Origin of the sequence: Nocardia sp. NPDC050406 (assembly GCF_044459025.1) — a bacterium.
GTDB lineage: Bacteria > Actinomycetota > Actinomycetes > Mycobacteriales > Mycobacteriaceae > Nocardia.
This window is the reverse complement of the sequence record NZ_JBITIM010000001.1, coordinates 1,760,421-1,781,063: the sequence shown is the minus strand read 5'-3', so window position 1 is coordinate 1,781,063 and position 20,643 is coordinate 1,760,421. Positions and strand designations below refer to the sequence as shown.

Below are 20,643 nucleotides of genomic sequence, written 5' to 3'. Positions count from 1 at the left end.
AATGGCGCTATGGAGCAGCTACCCGAGGAATGGGAGCGCGGCATCGTCATCGTCGCGCACCCCGATGACATCGAATACGGCGCTGCCGCCGCCGTCGCCCGGTGGACCAGGCAGGGCAAGGACATTCGCTACGTGCTCGTCACCAGCGGCGAGGCCGGAATCGCCGGACTGCCGCCCGCGGAATCCGGGCCGCTGCGCGAAGCCGAGGAGATCGCCGCCGCCAAGGCCGTGGGCGTGAGCGAGGTGGAGTTCCTGGGCTATCCGGATGGACGCGTGGAGGAATCGCTCGCGCTGCGCCGTGATCTGGCCGCCGCCATTCGCCGTCACCGGCCGGAGATGGTGGTGCTGTTCAACTTCAGCGACACCTGGGGACCCGGGTACGCCAACAGCGCCGACCATCGCGCGGTCGGACGGGCCGGACTCGACGCCATCTCGGATGCGGGCAACGAGTGGATTCACCCCGAACTCGCCGATCTGCCCATCTGGTCGCCGAAGTGGGCGGCGGTCATGGGCCGCACCGCCACCCACACCGTGGATGTCACCGACACCATCGACCCGGCCATCGAATCGCTGGTCGCGCACCGCCGCTACCTGGAGGCGCTGAGCCCCGAACCGGTCATCGACCAGGCCCGGGCGATCGTCGACATGTCCACCGGACCGATCGAGGGCTTCCCGGCCGCGCGCGCCACGGGTTTCGAGCTGTACTACTTCAGCGCCTGACCCCACCCCGCGATACCGCCACGGCACTATGCGCATTCGAACATGTGAATCGTGTGTGCCCACCCCGGCGGGGATGTGGCGGTCTCGCGTGTGTGGCAGGCTGGGCGCGTGCGAGTAGCGGTGGTGGCCGGACCGGATCCGGGGCATGCGTTCCCGGCGATCGCATTGTGTCTGCGGTTCCTCGCGGCGGGGGACGAGCCGACCCTGTTCACCGGACCCCGGTGGTTCGACGCGGCCCTGGAGGCCGGGATCGGGGTGCGGCGGCTGCGCGGGCTCGCGCCGCGTGCTGAGGACGACGATGACGATGCCGGACGCCGGATTCACGAACGGGCGGCGCATATTTCGACCGAGATCCTGCCGGATCTGGGGGCGATGCTGCCCGAACTCGTGGTGTCGGATGTGCTCACCGCCGGTGGGGGTATGGCGGCGGAGCGGCTGAAGGTGCCGTGGGTGGAGCTGTCGCCGCATCCGCTGTACCTGCCGTCGAAAGGCTTGCCGCCCATCGGAAGTGGGCTCGCCCCGGGCGAGGGGCTCGGCGGGCGGGCGCGCGATGCGGTACTGCGCGGCCTGACCGCGCGGGCGATCCGCCAGGGCGAGGAGCAGCGGGAGCGGGCGCGCGCGGGTGTCGGTCTGCCGCCGCGCGATCCGGGACCGGCGGCGCGGCTCATCGCCACCCTGCCCGCGCTGGAGGTGCCGAGGCCGGACTGGCCCGACAATGCGCATCTGGTCGGCCCGCTGCTGTGGGAGCCCACGAAGCACGTGCTCGACCTGCCGCCCGGTGATGATCCGCTCGTCATGGTCGCGCCGTCGACCGCCCATACGGGTGTGACCGGTATGGCCGAGACGGTGCTGGAGGCGCTCGACGGCGCCGGTGTGCGCGTGGCCATTTCCATGCTCGACACCCCGCCCGCGAACCTGCCGCCCTGGGCCACCGCGGGTTTGGGCCGCCAGGATGAAATCCTGCGCCACGCTTCGGTTGTGGTCGGCGGTGGCGGCCACGGGCTGCTGGCCAAATCGCTGCTCGCCGGGGTGCCGATCGTCACGGTGCCCGGCGGCGGCGATCAGTGGGAGCTCGCCAATCGTGCCGCCCGCCAAGGCAGTTCGGTGCTGGTGCGTCCGCTGGCCGCCGAGGCCGTCCGCGCCGCGGTGCGGCAGGTTCTCGACGAACCGGCGTTCATCGACGCCGCCCGCAAGGCCGCGGCCGATGCGAGCGTGGTGTCGGACCCGGTGCGGGTGTGCCACGACGTTGTCGCCGCCGCCCGCGCGCACCCATGACGGTGGGAAAGCTCGTCTCCGCTTGGAGCGGAGGTCGGCCCGCAATACCGGACGACCCGAGCGCTCGGGAAGGCGCGGGTCCGAGCACGCGGTAGCGGTGCCCACCACAGGGCGCGGCCGCGTGGTCGATGACCGCAGGCGTACCCTCGTGGCCGTGCGGTTGACGGAGTTCCAGGAGCTGTTGTACACCGAGTTCGGTACGGCGCGCGGTGACGCGCTGTTGAACGATCACGTTCTGCCCGCCTATGGGCGCACGGGCGCGCAGGCGATCGAGGCGGGGGTCGATCCGCGCGAGGTGTGGCGGGCGCTGTGCGCCGAATTCGATGTGCCCAAGGCGCGTTGGTAGTCGCGCATGGCCGCAGGCGTCAGTCGCCCGCGGTGTCCCCGCTCTTCTTGGCGTAGTGCCGGGTGGCCTTGGCGCGGTTGCCGCAGGTCGCCATGGAGTGCCAGCGCCGTGCGCCGTTCTTCGAGGTGTCGTAGAACCACAGCACGCAGTGCGGGTGCGCGCACTGTTTGATGCGTTCGGGGGCGGCCAGGAGCCCGAGCAGATTGTCGGCGGCAAGCCAGCCCGGTAGCCATTCCCGGTGCGCCACCTCGACCTCGTCGGCCGGACCGTCGGTGGTGAGCGCGCGCCGGATGCGGCCGTGGTCGAGCACCGTGTTGAGATCGTCGACCGATTCCTCGCGCACCGCCCGCAGAATCGCCTCGCGCGCTTCGACCACGGCCCGGCGGGTCGCCTCGTCGGCGGCGCAGCGGGCGGTGAGGTCGTTGTCGGCCAGCCATTGCCGCAGACCCGGCACGTCGGTGAGCAGGTCCACCAGGCCGTCCGCACCCATCCAACGGGTGTTGAGCAGGTCCAATGCGAGCGGCTCGCCGAGGTGCGGGCGTGGATCGGGCATGTCTGAGGTTAACCAGCTCCCTGTGGGTATCGGCTGAAGCACCGTCATTCTAACCACTCAAATTTCTGTTGGGGGTTGACAGTGGGTTCGCACTGCTCTTATGTTCTAACCGTCAAAACAGACAAAGACAGTTAGATCTTCCCGGAGGAATCATGACGACGGCCGCACCCCAGCTCGCCACCGGCCACATCGGCCTGAACGTCACCGACCTGACCCGTTCGGTGGACTTCTATCGCCGTGCGTTCGGCTTCGAACAGCTGGGCGCCAGCACCGAGGGCGAGCAGCGCTTCGCCTTCCTCGGCGCGGAGGGCAAGCTCGTGCTCACGCTGTGGCAGCAGAGCGACGGCGAGTTCTCCGCCAAAACCCCCGGCCTGCATCACCTTTCGTTCCAGGTCGACTCCATCGACCAGGTGCGTTCGGTGGAGACGACACTGAAGGACCTGAACGTGACCTTCGCCCACGACGGTGTGGTGGCTCACGGCGAGGGCGCGTCCTCGGGCGGCATCTTCTTCGCCGATCCGGATGGGATTCGCCTCGAGGTGTACGCGCCCAGCGGCGCGGACTCCGCGCCCGCGCCGAGCGGTTCCGCACCGACCTGCGGATTCTTCTGAGCCGCAGCGCGTTTCACCGATAGACGGCCCGCGACCTGGAGCGCGGGCCGCGTGCCCCACGGAGGATCCGATGACCGTCAGCTACCACCCCGGTGAACTGGCCGTGCAGGAGCGCATGGGTCAGGCCGATATCGCCCAGCATGTCGGACGCATGATCCGCGCCGACATTCCGCACACCGCGGCCGCCTTCCTCGCCGAACAGCCGATGGTCGTCCTCGCCGCGGCCGACGACGCGGGGCGACTGTGGGCGAGCCAGCTGGTCGGCCCGGCCGGTTTCGCCCGCGCCACCGGCGAACGCGACATCGTGGTGGACGCGCTGCCGCCACCCGGTGATCCGCTCGCGGAGGCCCTGCGGTCGCCGCGACGCCTCGGGATGATCGCCCTACAGCCGCAGCGGCGACGCCGCATGCGCGTCAACGGCCTTGCCGAGCCGACGGATACGGGGCTTCGCATCACTACCGAGCAGGTGTACTCCAACTGCCCCAAGTACATCACCAAGCGCGGTATCGACGAGTGGCGCGGCGGCGCACCGGGTTCCGTGCGGCGCTCGACGGAACTCGACACCGCGCAACAGGAGTTCGTCTCGGCCGCGGACGCCTTCTTCATCGCCTCCGCCGACCGTGACGGCAATGCCGATGCCTCCCATCGCGGCGGCAATCCCGGTTTCCTCCAGGTGCTTTCCCCGACGCGCCTGCGGTGGCCAGACTATCGCGGCAACTCCATGTTCATGACCCTGGGCAATATCGCCGCCGAACCACGCTGCGGCCTGCTGATCCCGGACTGGCGCACCGGCTCCACGCTGCAACTGACCGGAACCGCCGAAATCACCTGGGACGACACCACATTCACGCCGGGAGCGCAGGCATCGATCGACTTCACCATCACCGAGGTGGTCGATATCGCCAACGCCAGCCCGCTGCGCTGGGGCGCGTCCGAACTATCCCCCGTCAATCCCTGAAAGGACCCTCTCATGCGTCCCCCACTACCCCCCTTCGACCTGGAATCGGCCAAGGCCAAGGTCCGCGCCGCCGAAAACGCCTGGAACACCCGCGATCCCGAGAAGGTCGCCCAGGCCTACACCGAGGACTCGGTGTGGCGCAATCGCGATGAGTTCATGACCGGCCGCGCCGAAATCGTGGACTTCCTGAAACGCAAGTGGGCCACCGAGAACGGGTACGCCCTGCGCAAGGAACTCTGGGATTTCCGCGAGAACCGCATAGCCGTCCGCTTCCAGTACGAATGGCACGACGAGAACAACCAGTGGTACCGCAGCTACGGCAACGAACTGTGGGAATTCTCCCCGGAGGGCCTGATGTCGCGCCGCGAGGCCAGCATCAACGACACCCCGATCGAGGAGGCCGAGCGCCGCATCTTCGGACCGCGTGGGCCGGAGGACGACTCGTGGGAGCTGCCGATCCGGTAGTGGCACGAGCGGCGGAATCCGATACGGAAAGCCGGATGGAGCCTCCAGATTCGAGGGGATTCGCGTTAGATTCCTCCTGTGCTGGATGCTCTACCGGAGGAATCCTCCATTCTCGATACGCTCGACAAGCAGATCGTGCACGCGCTCACCGTCGACGCTCGTATCCCGTTCGCCAAGCTCGGCGCGATACTCGATGTCTCCGAGCAGACCGTGGCTCGGCGCTATCGGTCGCTGCGTGAGCGTGGGATGGTGCACGTCTCCGGGCAGGTCAACAGTGTGCCGCTCGGGCATGCGCGGTTCGTGCTGCGCATTCGCTCCACGCCGGAGGGGGCGGTGCGGCTGGCGGAATCGCTTGCGCGGCAGCCCGATTTGAGTTGGGTGTCGTTGCTGTCGACGGGGTCGGAGGTGATGTGCATCAGCCGTCCTCGGACCGTCGAGCGGCGGGATGCGTTGCTGCTGCGGGTGATTCCGCGCGCCCGACAGGTCACCGGTCTGGTCGCGCACGAGGTGATGCATCGGTTCGAGCTCGACGAGGAGTGGCCGCGGTGGAGTCGGCTGTTCGACGAGGAGCAGTTGCGGGAGTTGGGGACTCGGCGGTCCTGGCAGGACATGGCGGGGCCGGATACGCCGCCCGAGCTCTCACCCGCCGATGAGACCATGCTGGCGATACTGGCGCGGGACGGGCGCGCGCCCTATGCCCAGATCGCCGCCGAAACCGGTTGGACGCCAACGCGTGTGGCACGACGGATGGCGGAACTGGTGGTGTCGGGGGTGCTGTACTTCGATCTCGACTTCGCGCTGTCGCGCATGGGATACACCACGCGGGCCGCGCTGTGGTTGCGCGTTCGGCCCGCCGATCTGGATGCGGTGGGGCGGGCCATCGCGACGCATTCGGAGGTCGCCTTCGTCGCGGCCACCACGGGGCCGACCAATCTGGTGGTCGCGCTGACCTGTCGCGATACCGCGCACCTGTACGCCTATCTCACCGAGCGGTTGGGGGCGCTGGAAGGGATCACCGATGTGGAGGTGACGACGGGGCTGCGGGTGTTCAAGCAGGCGCAGACGCTGTTGGGTGGTGATCGGATCACGCCGACGTGGTGAGCGGGGCGGTTGCCGGATCGATTCTGCGTGTCGGTGGGCGTGTCGATTGCATCGAACAGGTGTTCGTCTAAGCTGGCGGCGGAACTTGTCGGTGCCGCCCTCTAACGTGGGCGCCAACCACAGATTGAGACTCACCCATCGAGAAGGGGACCACGACGATGGCACCACAGGCTTTTGATCGCGACAAGGCGCTCGAACTGGCATTGGCTCAGGTCGAGAAGAGCTTCGGCAAGGGCGCGGTCATGCGTCTGGGCGAGGAGGCGCGCCAGCCCATTTCGGTGATTCCGACCGGGTCGATCGCGCTGGATGTCGCGCTCGGGCTCGGCGGTCTGCCGCGTGGCCGCATTGTCGAGATCTACGGTCCGGAATCCTCGGGTAAGACCACGGTGGCGCTGCACGCGGTGGCCAATGCGCAGGCCCTCGGTGGTGTGGCCGCGTTCATCGACGCCGAGCACGCACTGGATCCCGATTACGCGCGCAAGCTCGGTGTCGACACCGACGCGCTGCTGGTCTCGCAGCCCGATACCGGTGAGCAGGCGCTGGAGATCGCCGACATGCTGGTGCGTTCGGGCGCCATCGACATCGTCGTCATCGACTCGGTGGCCGCGCTGGTACCGCGCGCCGAGATCGAGGGCGAGATGGGTGACAGCCACGTCGGTCTGCAGGCCCGCCTCATGAGCCAGGCGCTGCGCAAGATGACCTCGGCGCTGAACAACTCCGGCACCACCGCCATCTTCATCAACCAGCTGCGCGAGAAGATCGGCGTCATGTTCGGCTCGCCCGAGACCACCACCGGCGGTAAGGCGCTCAAGTTCTACGCGTCGGTGCGCCTGGACGTGCGCCGCATCGAAACCCTCAAGGACGGCTCCGACGCGGTCGGCAACCGCACCCGCGTGAAGGTCGTCAAGAACAAGGTCAGCCCGCCGTTCAAGCAGGCCGAGTTCGACATCCTCTACGGCCACGGCATCTCCAAGGAGGGCTCGCTCATCGATATGGGTGTCGAGCACGGCTTCGTCCGCAAGTCCGGCTCCTGGTACACCTACGAGGGCGACCAGCTCGGCCAGGGCAAGGAGAACGCCCGCAAGTTCCTGCTGGAGAACACCGACGTGCGCGACGAGATCGAGAAGAAGATCAAGGAGAAGCTCGGCATCGGCGCCGACGTCACCGCCGGTGACGAGGCTCCGGCCGACTTCTGACCCGAATCGTTCGATGACAGAACGGGATTCCCCCGACCCCCGGCCTGCCCGGCCGGGGGTGGGTGACACCCGCCTGGAGGCGATCGAACGGCTGCGACGGCAGCTGGACAAGATGGCCGCGCAGGGGCGCGGCAGTGGCTCTGGGGCGTTCGACACCGCGCCGTACGGCGGGGCGGAGTTCGCGCGGGAGGCGTCGGCGGGGACCGGGCGTGCGGGGAGCACGGCGGGGAAGCGACGGTCGGGGCGGGGGCGGCGGCGGGAGGAAGCGCCGCTCGCCCCTGCCGGGGTGGACGCTTCCGAAGCGGGGGAAGATCTCGAGGCGGGGGAGCGGTTCGAGGCTGTGTTGGCTGATCGCCGTTTGCGGGCTGAGGCTCTTCGGGGGCAAGAGGATTCGGGCTCGGGGGAGCTCGGTGGGGCGGACGGCGTGGACGGTTCCGATGGTGTTGCTTCCGCTGATGTTGCTTCCGACGACGGCGGGACCCCTGCTGAAGTCGGTGAGTCGGGGCGGCGGGGGCGGCGGCGTTCTGGACGGGGTGGTGGAACGGCCGGGGAGGGGTTGCCCGGGGGAGGGACCGTGGCGCAGGCCAAAGATGTTTGCTTGCGACTATTGGGGGATCGTGCGCGCAGCCGGGCAGAGTTGGCGGATCGGCTTGCGGCCAAAGGGTTTTCGGCTGAGGTAGCCAATCGTGCTCTTGATCGGCTCACCGAGGTCGGGTTGATCGATGACGCGGCATTCGCGGAGGAGTGGGTGCGGTCGCGGCATACGTTCTCTGGGAAGGGGAAGAGGGCGCTGGCGCTGGAGCTTCGGCGCAAGGGGGTGTCGGAGGAGGATGCGGAACCGGCGCTGGAGGGGATCAGTGCTGAGGATGAGAGGGAGCGGGCGGCGGAGTTGGTGCGGAGGAAGTTGCGGACGTTGCCTCGGGGGTTGGAGCGGGAGAAGGTTGTTCGGAGGTTGGTGGGGATGTTGGCTCGGAGGGGGTATGGGCAGGGGGTTGCGTTTTCTGTGGTCAAGGGGGAGTTGGAGGGGTTTGAGTTCTTGGAGATGGATTAAATGTAGGAGGGGAGGGCTACCTTATGTTGGGGATGGGTTGTGGTTTGGGCGGTCGTTTGGTTGAACGATATTAAGTGGGGTTGCGTTGTGGGGCTTTCCTGACTTTAGCTGACGCGACATTGGGTGCCGTTGGCCTGCGATTCCAGCCTGCGGACTGCACTAATGCTGTTTTAGAGATTAGAAGAATTTGAAGATACCGATATCAGAAATAATTCCTGCACTGGGACAACGCATTTCGCGATAGAATCGATGCATGACTTCGGGTGGGGAAATCAACGAGAACGGCGCGGTCGCCACATTGGCGAACCTCGACGTCCTTCTCGATTCCCTGCTCGACAACTCTGTGACTTCTTTGTCCGATGACGAGTTCATCGACCACATGCGTGAATTCGAGTGCTTCGCGCGCAAAGTCGCTGTGATGCAACATCGCTTCGCGCAAGTGGTCGCCGACCGTGGGTTGGCGCAGCGCTATGGGTTCAGTCCCACCGCCGGAGTGCGCAGCTTTCTTGTGGAGACGTTGAACCTGTCCAAGGGCGACGCCGCCGCGCGCGCCAACGCCGCCGAGCACCTCGACGACCGCCGGTTCAGCCCCAACGGCTACCTGCCACCGGCACTGCCGCTCACCGCGGCCGCGCAAGCCGCGGGCGAGGTCTCAGCCGACCACGTTCGGGTGATCATCTCGGTCATGGACCGCATCCCCGCCAGCGTCGAACAGCAGTCGCGGACCGAGGCGGAAGAACGGCTGGTCGAGTCGGCACGCGTGTGCACTCCCGATGGGTTGAAGAAGGTCGGCGCGCGAATCCTGGCCTTCCTGGATCCGGACGGGAAGTTGACGTCGGACCGGGATCGGGCGCGGATGCGCTCGCTTGTGCGCAGCACCCAACGCATCGACGGCATGATCGAATTCAAGGGCCTGCTCAACCCCGAGGCCACCGCGTTCCTCGACACCATGCTCGCGAAGTGGGCGCGCCCAGGGATGTGCAATCCGGACGATCCCGAGAGCCCGATGGTCGCCGATCCCGATGGGGACGACCGCAGCCTCGTCGAGGCGGCTGCCGCGCGCGACACGCGCAGCCAAGCCCAGCGCAACCACGACGCGCTGTTGGCCTACTTGAAGCACGGTGGCCCGGAAACGCTTGGCAAGCACCGTGGTATCCCCGTGAGTGTCGTGCTGACCATGACCGTCGAGGACGTCGAGAAGGCATCCGGGTGCGCCACGACCGCCACCGGCGGGACGGTGCCGATGAAGACCGCCCTCGAAATGGCCGAAGGCTCGATCCCGACGCTGATGGTCTTCGACCACACCCAGAACAAGCCCCTGCACCTCGCACCCGGCGTTCGGTTGGCCAACAAGTGGCAGCGCCTCGCGCGCATCGCGACCGATCGCGGCTGCACCCGTCCCGGGTGTTCGGCCCCGGCGACGATGTGCCAGATGCACCATGTCCTCGGCTTCGCCCAAGGCGGGTTGACCCACATCGAAAACCTGACCTTGGCGTGCGATCAATGCCACGCCAGAATCACCGGCACCACCTCAGGATGGGAAACCGAAGTCCTCGACCAGAACTCGGACCATCCCGGCAGAGTCGGGTGGCGAGCCCCCGCCCACGTAGACCCGACCGGTCTACTCGAAGTCAACCACGTGCATCATCCCGACGAGGTCCTGTATCAGGCCGACGTCCGCATAGAAGCACGCCACCTCCGCGAAACCCGCGCCACCGCACATGGTTTTACCGCGCCCGCCCCTCGAGGCATCACCCAGAGCAGCGCACCCACCGCATCAGAACCACCACCGGGCACAACGTCGAGCAGCGAACCCGCCGCCTCCCAACCCCCGTGGTGAGCGTCCCCAAGGAGGGACAACCTCGCACCAGACCCCGGGAATCGCCCTGGGATAACCCCGTCGCCCCATAACCCCCGTGGGTTGTGTCGGAAGGCAACCCGCTGCGGCCGAGCCCCCGGGACGACCCATCGCCCCCCGAGCCCCCGGGCCTTGTGTCGGACAACCAATCCCACTGCTCCGACCCTCGGAACTTGTGCCGGGGGTAAAGCCACGACTCCTAAGCGCCCGGAAGTTCTGCCGGGACTAATCCCATCGCACCCAATACCCAAGTGTTGTGTGCCAGGTAATTCCACCGCGTTCGAGCCTTGAACTGTTGCTCGAGCGCCTAACCGGCACTGGATTGCCGTCCGGGACAACACACGGAGGTTCAGGCACTGGGCCTCGGGTGTTGTGCCGGGTGGCAAGTGGCCGCGCCCGAGCCCCTCGTGGATTGTGCCCGAAGGCAAGCCACCGCGCCCAAGCCTCCGGGAGTCGTCCCGGAAGACGACCCACCGCGCCCAAGTTTCCGGGAGTCGTCCCGGAAGGCGACCCACCGCGGCCGAGCCCTCTGGGTTGTGCAGGAGGGCAACCCGCCGTGCCCGAGCCCCCGGGTGTTGTGCCGGGAGGTAATCCCACTGCGCTCGCGCCTCGGGAGCTGTACCGGGAGGAAAACTTTCCTCACTTGAACCACCTGGGTGGCACATCCCGGCGGAGGCCCCGCCGCGCCACAACTCCGGGTGTATCTTTCAGTGAATTGTCTCTAAAACAGCATTAGTGCAGTCCGACGGCTGGAATCGCAGGTTAACGGCTCCCAGGTCGCGTCAGCTAAAGTCAGGAAAGGCAGGCGACGTAACCACATTAATGTCGTTCAAAGCATTTGTCGCCGAGGGCATTTGCCTGGTCCTGAGAGGTGGATGCACACACTCCTACAATTAATCCACTTCGAGTACTCAAACGCACAGGCCGTGCGAATTGGGGTCAGGAGCGGGGTGAGAGGGGGAGGTCGGTTATGGAGGAGACGTCGATGAGTTTTCCGTTGCTCATGGGGATGGCGGAGAGGTCGATGTCGCGGTGGGGTGCGGGGGTGGGGAGGACTTCGGGGGTGTGGATTCGGTCGAGGCGGAATCCTCGGACGCCGGAGCGCAATTGGCACCAGGCGTAGAGGTACCAGTGTTCTCCGGCGAGTAGGGCGAGGGGCTCGACGGTGCGGGCGGTGGTGTCGCCGTTGCGGTCTGTGTAGTCCATGCGTAGGAGGCGGTGCATTACCAGGGCCTCGAGGACTTCCGGGGGTACCGGTGGGACTTCCTGGCGGAGCAACCGCACTCGGTCGGTGAGTTCTGTTGCCGTTGTTCGATCGTTCTCGGGCAAGACCGCGAGCACCTTGTGTACCGCCGCGCGGGCCGAGCGTTCGAAAGGTGTGCCGCGCAGCATGGGGAGCGCCATGATCAGGGCTGTCGCCTCGGTTGGGGTCAGGGACACCGGGGCCAGGGTGCTGCCGCGCGCCAAGGCGTATCCGCCGTTCGGGCCTGTCATCGCCACGACCGGCAATCCGGACTGCTGCAACGCCGCGATATCGCGCACGATGGTCCGGGTGGTCACGTCCAGCCGCGCCGCCAGTTGGCGCGCGGTCCGGGGGCGCGGGCTGTACGCGCGGAGTTCCTCGGCGAGCGCGTAGAGCCGCTCGGTCTTCGTCACGCCCGGCATTCTCACCCAACCCACCGACAAGTTCGGCCGCCAACTGCGAAAACGGCGGTCCTCCAGCGCTTTCGGTAGCGTTGTCGCCACAGCGGGTCCCGGGGTGGTGGAGGAGGACGGCATGGGCGAGATCACGGAACCGATCAAGATGGTGGGGGAGGACTTCTATGCCGACCCACACGTCTATTACGACCGCTGGCGCGCCCACGGCCCGGTGCATCGCATTCGCTTCCCGGGCGGCGCGCCCTCCTGGGTGATCATCGGGCACGCGGAAGGCCGGGCGGCGTTGGCCGACCCGAGGCTGCGCAAGGGCTCCGACGCCCTCTACGACCTGTTCCGACAGAAGAACACTCGCACCCTGACCGACGCCAACGCCCAAGCGCTCGCCACCCACATGCTCAACACCGATCCACCCGCGCACACCCGCCTGCGCAAACTCGTCAACAAGGCCTTCCTGCCCCGCCGCGTCGCCACCCTGCGCCCCCGCATCGAGCAGATCACCGCCGCCCTGCTCGACGATATGGCCGCTCACGACGAGGTCGACCTCATGGCGGTCTTCGCAAACCCCTTGCCCGTCACCGTGATCTGCGAACTACTGGGCGTCCCGGTCGACGAGCGCGACGACTTCCAAGCCTGGACGCGAATCCTGGTGAGCTCCGGCGGCACCATGGACGAACGCGCGGCGGCGACGCGCGGCATGACCGAGTACCTGCGAAAGCTGATGGTGGACAAGCGGATCCACCCGGGCGAGGATCTGCTCTCCGAACTCGTCCAACCCGGCCCGGACGGCGACCGCCTCGACGAACAGGAACTCGTCGCCATGGCCTTCCTGCTCTTGGTCGCCGGGCACGAGACCACGGTCAATCTCATCGGCAACGGCACACACGCCCTGCTGCGCAACAGATCCCAATGGGACGCCCTGCGCGCCGACCCGGACGCCGTCCCAGCGGCGGTGGAGGAGTTCCTGCGCTACGACGGCCCGGTCGGCTGGGCCACCATCCGCTACACCCACGAACCCGTCACCATCGGCGGAACCGATATCCCCGCAGGCGAATTCGTCTATATCGCACTCGCCGCCGCCAACCGTGACCCGGCCCGCTACCACGGCGGCGACCGACTCGACGTCACCGCCAATTCCGCCGGACATCTGGCCTTCGGCCACGGCATCCACTTCTGCGTCGGCGCACCTCTCGCCCGCCTGGAGGCCGATATCGCCTTCCGGTCGCTGCTGCGACGCTTCCCGGATCTCGCACTGGCCGACGCCGCTTTCACCCCGCACTGGCAGCACAGCCTGCTCATTCGCGGGATGTCCGCGCTGCCGGTGCGCCCCCGAGGATGAACGAAGGGCGGCGGCGACCAGGAGTCGCCACCGCCCTTCGAAGCGCGAATTACGCCTTGCCGGAAGTGATATCCATGCCGGGCACATTGAGCGAGGTATCCGCGCCCACCACGGTCCGGCTGCCCCGCTTGCGCGTGCGCAGCCATCGCTCCAGCCGCGTCGCGACCCAGGTGAGCGTGTAGTTGAGCACGATCATGATGGCCGCGACCACCAGCAGCGACTGGAAGGTGTTCTGCTCGGCCGCACCCAACTGCGCACCGGAGCGAACCACTTCGAGGAAGGTGATCTGGTAGCCGAGCGCCGAATCCTTCAGCGCCACCACCATTTGCGATACCAGGGCGGGCAGCATGGCCGTCACCGCCTGCGGCAGCAGGATGAAGGTCATCACCTGCGTCTTGCGCATACCGAGCGCCACGGCGGCCTCGGTCTGCCCCTTCGGCAGCGACTTGATGCCCGACCGCACGATCTCGGCCACGACCGAGCCGTTGTAGACGGTCAGCGCGGTCACCACGGCCGCCAGCGCCAGCTGCTCATTGGGGAACAGGTTGTATTGGGAGTACACGGCGAACAGGAAGATCATCAGGATCAGCACCGGGATGGCGCGGGCGATCTCCACGATGGTGCCCGCCACGATCCGAATGGACCGGTGGTCGGAGAGCCGCAGGATGCCGAACAGCATGCCGAGCACCAAGGCGAACACGATCGACATCGCGGCCGCCGTGAGTGTGCCCTTCAGGCCCTCGAACAGATAGGTCGTCCAGATCTGCGATTCCAGGAAGGGCTTCCACTTCTCGGCCGCCCACTGTCCCTTCTCGTCCAGCGCCTTGAAGACGAGCCACCCGGCGACCAGGATCGCCGCGGCGACCACTACCGAGTAGATCCAGTTGCGCACCCGCGCCTTGGGGCCGGGCGCGTCGTAGAGAACGGAGATCGCGCTCATCGGGCCACCTCGAATCGCTTGGCCAGCCAGCCGAAGAACAGGCCGGTGGGCAGAGTCAGAATCACGAATCCGGCCGCGAAGATCGCACCGATGGCCAGCGTGGCGGCATTGGTCTCGATCATCTCCGCCATGAGCAGCGCGGCCTCACCGACACCGATCGCGGAGGCGATGGTCGTGTTCTTGGTCAAGGCGATGAGCACGCTGCCCAGCGGTGCGATGACCGCGCGGAAAGCCTGCGGCAGCACCACCATTCGCAGATTCTGCAAGAACGTGAACCCGAGCGAGCGCCCCGCCTCGGACTGCCCGAGCGGCACCGTATTGATGCCCGAGCGCAGCGACTCGCACACGAAAGCGGCGGTGTAGACGCTCAATGCGAGGACGGCGAAGCGGAAGTTGTTCTCCGCCAGGTCGTTCGGCCCCTCACCGGCGAGCTTGATGCCGAGCTGCGAGTACAGGCCCAGCGAGCAGAACACCATGATCAGTGTGAGCGGGGTGTTGCGGAAGATGGTCACGTACGCGGTGCCCACCCACCGTGCGATCGGCACGGGGGCCACCCGCATACCGGCGACGATGGTGCCCAGGATGAGGGCCCCGATTCCGGAGAGGACGGTCAGTTTGATGGTCACCCAGAACGCGTCGAGCAGTCGGTCCTGATAGTCCGAGATCAAATCGAACACGGCAGACGCAACCCTTTCGATCGAAGTGCGTTGCGCGCCGGGCGGAATCGCTTCCGCCCGGCGCGCACGTCAATCAGCTCAGTACCGGTCCACCTGCGGCGGAGCGGGCACCTTGTATCCGGTGCTGCCGAAGTTCTTCTCCAGTGCCGCAGCCCAGGCCCCGCTGGAGAGCATGGACTCGATCGCGTCGTTGATCTTGTTGCGCGATTCGGTGTCACCCTTCTTCACGCCGATGCCGTACTTCTCGATGGTGAACGGGTCGCCGACCACCTTCAGCGCGCCCGGGTTCTGCGCCGCGAAACCGCGCAGAATGATGTCGTCGGTGGTGAGCGCGTCCACCGCACCGGCCTTCAGCGCCTCCACGCACAGCGAGTAGGTGTCGTACTCCTGCAACTGCACTGACTGCGCGTACTTGTCCTTCACGTTCTGCGCGGGGGTCGAGCCCTTGACCGAGCACAGCTTCTTGCCGCCGTTGAGCGACTCCGCGCCGGTGATATCGGTGTTGTCCGAACGCACCAGCAGCGACTGGCCGGTCACGTAGTACGGCCCGGCGAAATCGACCTTCTCCTTGCGCTTGTCGGTAATCGAGTACGTGCCGACGATGTAGTCGACCTGCCCGTTCTCGATGAGCGTTTCGCGCTGACCGGACGGCGCTTCCTTGAACGTGATGTTCTCCGGCTTCACGCCCAGCTGCTCGGCCACGTAGGTGGCGACATCGACGTCGAAGCCGCTGAACGAGCCGTCCTTGTTGCGCAGGCTCAGACCCGGCTGGTCGTACTTGATGCCGATGGTGAGCTTGCCGTCGGCGGCGTTCTGGCTGGCGGTCTTGTCGCTGCCGCCGCCGCATCCGCTGGCGACGACCGCGAGCGCGATCACCCCGGCGGCGAGCCGGAGCGTCTTCTTGAGCCTCATCGAAACCTTCTCTCTGGTGAATACGGGTGGCGTCAGTGACTGAGGATCTTGCCGAGGAAGTCCTTGGCGCGTTCGGATTTCGGTGCCGTGAAGAACGAGTCGGGGTCGGTGTCCTCGACGATCTGGCCGCCGTCCATGAACAGCACGCGATTGCCCGCGCGGCGCGCGAAGCCCATCTCGTGGGTGACCACGACCATGGTCATCCCGTCCTTGGCGAGCTGGACCATGACCTCGAGCACCTCCGACACCATCTCCGGGTCGAGTGCGGAGGTGGGCTCGTCGAAGAGCATGACCTTCGGATCCATGGCCAGCGCGCGGGCGATGGCCACACGCTGCTGCTGGCCGCCGGAGAGCTGCGCCGGATACTTGTCGGCCTGATTGGCGATGCCGACGCGCTCGAGCAGCTCCATGGCGCGAGCGCGGGCCTTGGCCTTGTCGAGCCCGCGCACCTTCACCGGCGCGAGCATGACGTTGTCGAGGATGGTCTTGTGCGCGAACAGGTTGAAGCTCTGGAACACCATGCCCACATCGGCGCGGAGCCTGGCCAGGGCCTTGCCTTCGGCGGGCAGTTGCACGCCATCGATCGCGATGGTGCCGGAGTCGATGGTCTCGAGCCGATTGATGGTGCGGCACAGCGTCGACTTGCCGGAGCCCGAAGGCCCCACCACGATGACGACCTGCCCTTTCGGGACCTCGAGATTGATGTCCTGCAATACGTGCAGGGCACCGAAGTGCTTGTCCACCGAGCGCATCGAGATCATCGGCGCGTCTTTGGTGAGGGACGGGACGGCGTCGGTCATGACCAGTGACCTTAGAGGGCCAGTGCCCGAAATGCTCGTCTTTGGTCCTCGCAGCCCGACTGCGCCCCGACTCGACACCGGGCCGTAACCTCCGAAGCCGCAGCCTTTACCCTGGACAGGTGAATTCGTTGGCACAGGTTTCGGCACGTGACTCGGTGGAACTGGACGCCGCGCGCACCTACGAGGTGCGCACCTACGGCTGCCAGATGAATGTGCACGATTCCGAACGCCTCTCGGGCCTGCTCGAGGACGCGGGCTACCGCAAGGCCGCCCCGGGCGACACCGCTGACCTGGTGGTCTTCAATACCTGCGCGGTGCGCGAGAACGCCGATAACAAGCTCTACGGCACCCTCGGCCACCTCGCGCCCATCAAGGCCGAGCGGCCCGGCATGCAGATCGCCGTCGGCGGCTGCCTCGCCCAGAAGGACCGCGACACCGTCGTGAAGAAGGCCCCCTGGGTGGATGTGGTGTTCGGCACGCACAACATCGGCTCGCTGCCGGTGCTGTTGGAGCGCGCCCGCCACAACGAAGCGGCGCAGGTCGAGATCATCGAGTCGCTGGAGGCGTTCCCTTCCACGCTGCCCGCCAAGCGCGAATCGGCTTACGCGGGCTGGGTGTCGATCTCGGTGGGCTGCAACAACACCTGCACCTTCTGCATCGTGCCGTCGCTGCGCGGCAAGGAGGTGGACCGCCGACCCGGTGACGTGCTCGCCGAGGTGCAGGTGCTGGTCGACCAGGGTGTGCTCGAGGTGACACTGCTGGGCCAGAACGTGAACGCCTACGGCGTCTCCTTCGCCGACCCGACCGAACAGCGCGACCGCGGCGCGTTCGCGAAGCTGCTGCGCGCCTGCGGCTCCATCGAGGGCCTCGAGCGCGTGCGCTTCACTTCCCCGCATCCGGCCGAGTTCACCGATGACGTCATCGAGGCGATGGCGCAGACCCCGAATGTCTGCCCGCAGCTGCACATGCCGTTGCAGTCCGGCTCCGACCGGGTGCTCAAGGCCATGAAGCGCTCGTACCGCAAGACCAAGTTCCTGGGCATCATCGAGAAGGTCCGCGCCGCGATGCCGCACGCGGCCATCACCACCGACATCATCGTGGGCTTCCCCGGCGAGACCGAGGAGGACTTCCAGGAGACCCTGGATGTGGTGCGCCAGGCCCGGTTCACCAGCGCCTACACCTTCCAGTACTCCATCCGCCCCGGTACGCCCGCCGCGGAGATGCCCGATCAGCTGCCCAAGGAAGTGGTGCAGGAGCGCTACATGCGGCTCATCGCACTGCAGGAGCAGATCTCGCTCGAGGCGAATCAGGCGCTGATCGGCACCGAGGTGGAGTTGCTGGTCGCCGAGAGCAGCGCGGGCAAGAAGAACGCCGCCACCGCGCGCATGAGCGGGCGGGCGCGTGACGGTCGGCTGGTGCACTTCCGGCCCCCGGCCGACCCGGCCCCGGGTACCGAGATCCGTCCGGGCGATCTGATCACCGTCGACATCACCGGTGCCGCGCCGCATCACCTCATCGCCGACAGCGAGGTGCGCGATCATCGCCGCACCCGCGCGGGCGACGCCAGCGAGCGCGGCATCACGCCCAAGACCGCGCCCATCGGCGTGGGTCTGGGACTGCCGCGGATCGGCGCGCCCGCCCCGGAACCCGTTGTCTCCGGCTGCGACTCGGGCTGCGCGGTGTCATGACCGAGCGCCCCGGCGGGGACGAACACCCCGAAGACCAAGCGTCACAGGACAATTCAGCCCCGGAGCCGAACGAGGAGACGATGAAGTCAGCGCCGCAGGACCGCCAGGATTTCGAACAGTTCCGTTCCGAGCTCGAAGCGGTCGAACGCAAGATCGCCGGTGAGATCGATCCGGGCGTGCGCGCCATGGTCGTGGCCGGTGCCGTCTTCGTGCTGCTGCTCTCGCTGGTGCTCCCGCACGCCGGTGACGCCCGCGGCTTCGACGTGCTGCTCTACGACGCCGCCGCCCAGAACGAGCACATCGGCCTGCCGTCGCGGCTGTTCGAGTGGTTCGTGGTGGTCTTCGGCATCGGTTTCTCGCTGGCCGCGCTGGTGACCCGGCGCTGGGCGCTGGCGTGGATCGCGGTCGCGGGTACGGCCGTCTCGTGCGTATTCGGCGTGTTCTCCATCTGGCACCGCCAGACCCCGGGGCTGGGCAACTACCAGGGTGCGGGTCCGGGCATCGGCCTGATTCTGGCGACCATCGCCGCCATCGTGCTCACCTTCCACTGGGTGCGCGTGGTGTGGAGTCGCACCGTCCTGCACCTGGAGGCCGAGGAGCAGCGCCGTCAGGCCGCCGCGCAGGCCGAGGAGAAGGACCGCAAGTGGCTCACCGGCGACGACAAGTGAGCCGTCGCTAGCCGGTGAGCATCAGGACGGCGTAGAAGCAGGGAATGATGCCCCCTCCGGCCAGGAACCACAGTTTGGCCGGAGTCCAGCCCTCGCGGCGCATGCCGATCGTGGTGCTGGCGGCGACGAGTAGCCAGATCACCGCGGCGACAAACGGACCGATCACGACCGCGAAGAACGACACCACCTGTACCAAGGCGACGACGCACACGATCGTCAACACGATTCCGCTGAAGACTCCAAGGACCAACGCCCCGCTGTTTCTCAGCCAGGTCGGAGTCTTCGCCGATCCGCCTGCCGTCGGCCACCACCCGACTTCGAGGGTCTCGTCCTCGAAGTCGGTCTCGATCACGCCGCTCAGCGCTGGCTGACCGCACCTTCGGCCGCTTCGGCCCATTCCCGCCATTGTTTCGCCTGTTCCAGTGCTTTTTCCGCGTCGCGGGTCTTGCCCGCGGCCTGGGCCTTCGCGGCCTGTTCCTCGAATTGCGCCACCCGCTCGCGGAACTGGGCCGCCCGCGCCATGGCCTCCGGGTCGGTGCGCCGCCACTGCGCGTCCACCGCTTCGCGCACCCGCTTCTCGATGGCGCGCAGGCGGCCCTCGAGTTCGTGAATGCGTTCGCGCGGCACCTTGCCGATGGCGTCCCACTTCTCCTGGAGTTCCCGCAGCGCCGCGCGGGCCGCATCGAGTCCGTTCTCCGGATCGATGTGCTCGTAGTGTTTCAGCAGCTCTTCCTTGGCCGCCGCATTGTGCTCGAACTCCGCATCGCGTTCGGAGGCTGCCGAATTGCGTGCGGCGAAGAACACGTCCTGGGCGGCCTTGAACCGCCGCCACAACTGCTCATCGGCCTCGCGCGGCGCGCGTCCGGCGGCCTTCCACTCGGTGAGCAGATCGCGGAAGACCGCGGCCGTACCCGCCCAGTCGGTGGAGGTCGACAGCTCCTCGGCCCGCACGCACAGCTCTTCCTTGCGGGTCTTGGCGGCGGCGCGTTCCCGGTCGAGTTCGGCGAAGTGCGCGCCGCGGCGGCGGTTGAACGCCTCGCGGGCCTTGGAGAAGCGCCGCCACAGCGCGTCGTCGACCTTGCGGTCCACGCCGCGAATGGTCTTCCACTCGTCGAGGATCTCGCGCAGCCGATCGCCCGCGGCCTTCCACTGGGTGGATTCGGCGGCGATCTGCTCGGCCTCGGCGGCCAGGGCTTCCTTGCGCTCGGTGTGCTCGTGCCGGGTGCGTTCCTTCTCCTCCTTGGCGTGCGCGGCCGCCTCGTCGGAGTGTTCGATAATGGCCCGCAGGCGCTTGGCCAGACCCTCGATATCGCCGATGACCGACGCGGTCGGCAACGTTTCGGCAAGCGCGGCGGCATCGGCCTTGATCTTGCGGGCGTCGGCTCCGGCGGCGAGCCGCTCTTCCAGGAGCACCACGTCGGTGGCGAGGTTGTCGAAGCGGCGACCGAAGTGCGCCAGCCCCTCGGCGGCGTCACCGGCCTGCCAGGAGCCGACAATGCGTTCACCGCCCTCGGGGGTCTTCACCCAGGCGGTTCCGTCCTCGTCGACGCGCCCCCATTTGCTGGGATCGCTGACGGTGGGCACCACCACCGCGTGCGGGTGGGCGTGGGTCTGGCCGGGCGCGGGCTTGACGGCGTGGGGCTTGGGTCGCTTGGCAGCGGCCGCGCCAGGCTGAGGCGTCGGGGTCGACTCCGGGTGGGTAGCTTTCTCGTTTCCGCTGTTGTCGGTCATTGCTCCTCGTCCCTGCCGCGCGTCACGGCTGCCTGGTTACGCCCTGGTCATCCCACTAGCTTGACCCCATTCAACCAGGCCGGGTAGCGAAATGCTGC

At 67.3% G+C, this 20,643-nt stretch carries 21 protein-coding genes; 13 read left to right on the top strand and 8 right to left on the bottom strand.

Annotation, left to right across the window (positions count from 1 at the left end):
* Positions 1 to 9: 9 nt before the first annotated feature.
* The 3 genes from ACIBH2_RS08515 to ACIBH2_RS08505 all read left to right on the top strand — a co-directional run bounded on the left by ACIBH2_RS08515 (position 10) and on the right by ACIBH2_RS08505 (position 2,341).
* Positions 10 to 720 (top strand): PIG-L deacetylase family protein, encoded by a 711-nt coding sequence (locus ACIBH2_RS08515; RefSeq protein WP_397114870.1) that lies wholly within the window; start codon positions 10 to 12, stop codon positions 718 to 720.
* A gap of 108 nt (positions 721 to 828) precedes the next feature.
* Entirely contained in the window at positions 829 to 1,995 is a 1,167-nt protein-coding gene (locus ACIBH2_RS08510) for a glycosyltransferase (RefSeq protein ID WP_397114868.1), read from the top strand.
* A 154-nt stretch (positions 1,996 to 2,149) separates the two neighbouring features.
* The gene (locus ACIBH2_RS08505) at positions 2,150 to 2,341 is read left to right on the top strand and encodes a DUF3046 domain-containing protein (protein ID WP_397114866.1); all 192 of its coding nucleotides are present in this window, start codon (positions 2,150 to 2,152) and stop codon (positions 2,339 to 2,341) included.
* Between the two features lie 19 nt (positions 2,342 to 2,360).
* Here the strand turns inward: ACIBH2_RS08505 and ACIBH2_RS08500 are convergent, their stop codons facing one another.
* The gene (locus tag ACIBH2_RS08500; RefSeq protein WP_397114864.1) at positions 2,361 to 2,894 is read right to left on the bottom strand and encodes a CGNR zinc finger domain-containing protein; all 534 of its coding nucleotides are present in this window, start codon (positions 2,892 to 2,894) and stop codon (positions 2,361 to 2,363) included.
* A 149-nt stretch (positions 2,895 to 3,043) separates the two neighbouring features.
* Here ACIBH2_RS08500 and ACIBH2_RS08495 point away from each other — a divergent pair, with 149 nt between their 5' ends.
* From ACIBH2_RS08495 to ACIBH2_RS08465, 7 genes are all read left to right on the top strand, one after another.
* Entirely contained in the window at positions 3,044 to 3,505 is a 462-nt protein-coding gene (locus ACIBH2_RS08495) for a VOC family protein (RefSeq protein WP_397116902.1), read from the top strand.
* A 70-nt stretch (positions 3,506 to 3,575) separates the two neighbouring features.
* Positions 3,576 to 4,463 carry a pyridoxamine 5'-phosphate oxidase family protein gene (locus ACIBH2_RS08490; protein ID WP_397114862.1) on the top strand — a complete coding sequence of 296 codons (888 nt, stop codon included), beginning with the start codon at positions 3,576 to 3,578 and terminating at the stop codon, positions 4,461 to 4,463.
* Between the two features lie 12 nt (positions 4,464 to 4,475).
* Positions 4,476 to 4,928, top strand: a complete 453-nt coding sequence (locus ACIBH2_RS08485) for a nuclear transport factor 2 family protein (protein WP_397114860.1) — start codon at positions 4,476 to 4,478, stop codon at positions 4,926 to 4,928.
* Positions 4,929 to 5,006: 78 nt separating this feature from the next.
* A complete protein-coding gene (locus tag ACIBH2_RS08480) occupies positions 5,007 to 6,029 on the top strand; it encodes an Lrp/AsnC family transcriptional regulator (RefSeq protein WP_397114858.1) in 1,023 nt (340 codons plus the stop codon).
* Positions 6,030 to 6,187: 158 nt separating this feature from the next.
* A complete protein-coding gene (recA, locus tag ACIBH2_RS08475; RefSeq protein WP_397114856.1) occupies positions 6,188 to 7,225 on the top strand; it encodes a recombinase RecA in 1,038 nt (345 codons plus the stop codon).
* A 424-nt stretch (positions 7,226 to 7,649) separates the two neighbouring features.
* Positions 7,650 to 8,276, top strand: a complete 627-nt coding sequence (recX, locus tag ACIBH2_RS08470) for a recombination regulator RecX (RefSeq protein ID WP_397114854.1) — start codon at positions 7,650 to 7,652, stop codon at positions 8,274 to 8,276.
* Between the two features lie 253 nt (positions 8,277 to 8,529).
* Positions 8,530 to 10,116: a DUF222 domain-containing protein gene (locus tag ACIBH2_RS08465; protein ID WP_397114852.1), complete on the top strand. Its 1,587-nt coding sequence runs from the start codon at positions 8,530 to 8,532 to the stop codon at positions 10,114 to 10,116.
* A 957-nt stretch (positions 10,117 to 11,073) separates the two neighbouring features.
* Here the strand turns inward: ACIBH2_RS08465 and ACIBH2_RS08460 are convergent.
* On the bottom strand, positions 11,074 to 11,790 hold the full coding sequence (locus ACIBH2_RS08460; RefSeq protein WP_397114850.1) for a helix-turn-helix transcriptional regulator: 717 nt from the start codon (positions 11,788 to 11,790) through the stop codon (positions 11,074 to 11,076).
* Positions 11,791 to 11,911: 121 nt separating this feature from the next.
* Between ACIBH2_RS08460 and ACIBH2_RS08455 the strand changes: the two genes are divergently transcribed.
* A complete protein-coding gene (locus tag ACIBH2_RS08455) occupies positions 11,912 to 13,129 on the top strand; it encodes a cytochrome P450 (RefSeq protein ID WP_397114848.1) in 1,218 nt (405 codons plus the stop codon).
* 49 nt (positions 13,130 to 13,178) lie between these two features.
* Here the strand turns inward: ACIBH2_RS08455 and ACIBH2_RS08450 are convergent, their stop codons facing one another.
* The 4 genes from ACIBH2_RS08450 to ACIBH2_RS08435 form a co-directional block, all read right to left on the bottom strand.
* Entirely contained in the window at positions 13,179 to 14,069 is an 891-nt protein-coding gene (locus ACIBH2_RS08450) for an amino acid ABC transporter permease (protein ID WP_397114846.1), read from the bottom strand.
* Entirely contained in the window at positions 14,066 to 14,746 is a 681-nt protein-coding gene (locus tag ACIBH2_RS08445; RefSeq protein WP_397114844.1) for an amino acid ABC transporter permease, read from the bottom strand. Before ACIBH2_RS08445 ends, ACIBH2_RS08450 begins: the two co-directional genes overlap by 4 nt.
* Before the next feature lie 78 nt (positions 14,747 to 14,824).
* The gene (locus ACIBH2_RS08440) at positions 14,825 to 15,658 is read right to left on the bottom strand and encodes a glutamate ABC transporter substrate-binding protein (RefSeq protein ID WP_397114842.1); all 834 of its coding nucleotides are present in this window, start codon (positions 15,656 to 15,658) and stop codon (positions 14,825 to 14,827) included.
* 32 nt (positions 15,659 to 15,690) lie between these two features.
* Complete coding sequence (locus ACIBH2_RS08435; RefSeq protein WP_397116900.1) at positions 15,691 to 16,419, bottom strand: amino acid ABC transporter ATP-binding protein; 729 nt, start codon at positions 16,417 to 16,419, stop codon at positions 15,691 to 15,693.
* 200 nt (positions 16,420 to 16,619) lie between these two features.
* Here ACIBH2_RS08435 and miaB point away from each other — a divergent pair, with 200 nt between their 5' ends.
* Positions 16,620 to 18,146: a tRNA (N6-isopentenyl adenosine(37)-C2)-methylthiotransferase MiaB gene (miaB, locus tag ACIBH2_RS08430; protein ID WP_397116898.1), complete on the top strand. Its 1,527-nt coding sequence runs from the start codon at positions 16,620 to 16,622 to the stop codon at positions 18,144 to 18,146.
* Positions 18,147 to 18,226: 80 nt separating this feature from the next.
* The gene (locus ACIBH2_RS08425) at positions 18,227 to 18,814 is read left to right on the top strand and encodes a hypothetical protein (RefSeq protein WP_397114840.1); all 588 of its coding nucleotides are present in this window, start codon (positions 18,227 to 18,229) and stop codon (positions 18,812 to 18,814) included.
* Positions 18,815 to 18,821: 7 nt separating this feature from the next.
* On the opposite strand, the gene ACIBH2_RS08420 is transcribed toward ACIBH2_RS08425, so the two are convergent.
* Entirely contained in the window at positions 18,822 to 19,166 is a 345-nt protein-coding gene (locus ACIBH2_RS08420) for a hypothetical protein (protein ID WP_397114838.1), read from the bottom strand.
* A 5-nt stretch (positions 19,167 to 19,171) separates the two neighbouring features.
* Positions 19,172 to 20,545 (bottom strand): DUF349 domain-containing protein, encoded by a 1,374-nt coding sequence (locus ACIBH2_RS08415; protein ID WP_397114836.1) that lies wholly within the window; start codon positions 20,543 to 20,545, stop codon positions 19,172 to 19,174.
* Positions 20,546 to 20,643: the final 98 nt, after the last annotated feature.

Coding starts and splice junctions, on each gene's coding strand:
- ACIBH2_RS08515 (WP_397114870.1), top strand. CDS start 10: ATGGAGCAGCTACCCGAGGAATGGGAGCGCGGCATCGTCATCGTCGCG.
- ACIBH2_RS08500 (WP_397114864.1), bottom strand. CDS start 2,894: ATGCCCGATCCACGCCCGCACCTCGGCGAGCCGCTCGCATTGGACCTG.
- ACIBH2_RS08490 (WP_397114862.1), top strand. CDS start 3,576: ATGACCGTCAGCTACCACCCCGGTGAACTGGCCGTGCAGGAGCGCATG.
- ACIBH2_RS08485 (WP_397114860.1), top strand. CDS start 4,476: ATGCGTCCCCCACTACCCCCCTTCGACCTGGAATCGGCCAAGGCCAAG.
- recA (WP_397114856.1), top strand. CDS start 6,188: ATGGCACCACAGGCTTTTGATCGCGACAAGGCGCTCGAACTGGCATTG.
- ACIBH2_RS08465 (WP_397114852.1), top strand. CDS start 8,530: ATGACTTCGGGTGGGGAAATCAACGAGAACGGCGCGGTCGCCACATTG.
- ACIBH2_RS08455 (WP_397114848.1), top strand. CDS start 11,912: ATGGGCGAGATCACGGAACCGATCAAGATGGTGGGGGAGGACTTCTAT.
- ACIBH2_RS08450 (WP_397114846.1), bottom strand. CDS start 14,069: ATGAGCGCGATCTCCGTTCTCTACGACGCGCCCGGCCCCAAGGCGCGG.
- ACIBH2_RS08440 (WP_397114842.1), bottom strand. CDS start 15,658: ATGAGGCTCAAGAAGACGCTCCGGCTCGCCGCCGGGGTGATCGCGCTC.
- ACIBH2_RS08435 (WP_397116900.1), bottom strand. CDS start 16,419: ATGATCTCGATGCGCTCGGTGGACAAGCACTTCGGTGCCCTGCACGTA.
- ACIBH2_RS08425 (WP_397114840.1), top strand. CDS start 18,227: ATGAAGTCAGCGCCGCAGGACCGCCAGGATTTCGAACAGTTCCGTTCC.
- ACIBH2_RS08415 (WP_397114836.1), bottom strand. CDS start 20,545: ATGACCGACAACAGCGGAAACGAGAAAGCTACCCACCCGGAGTCGACC.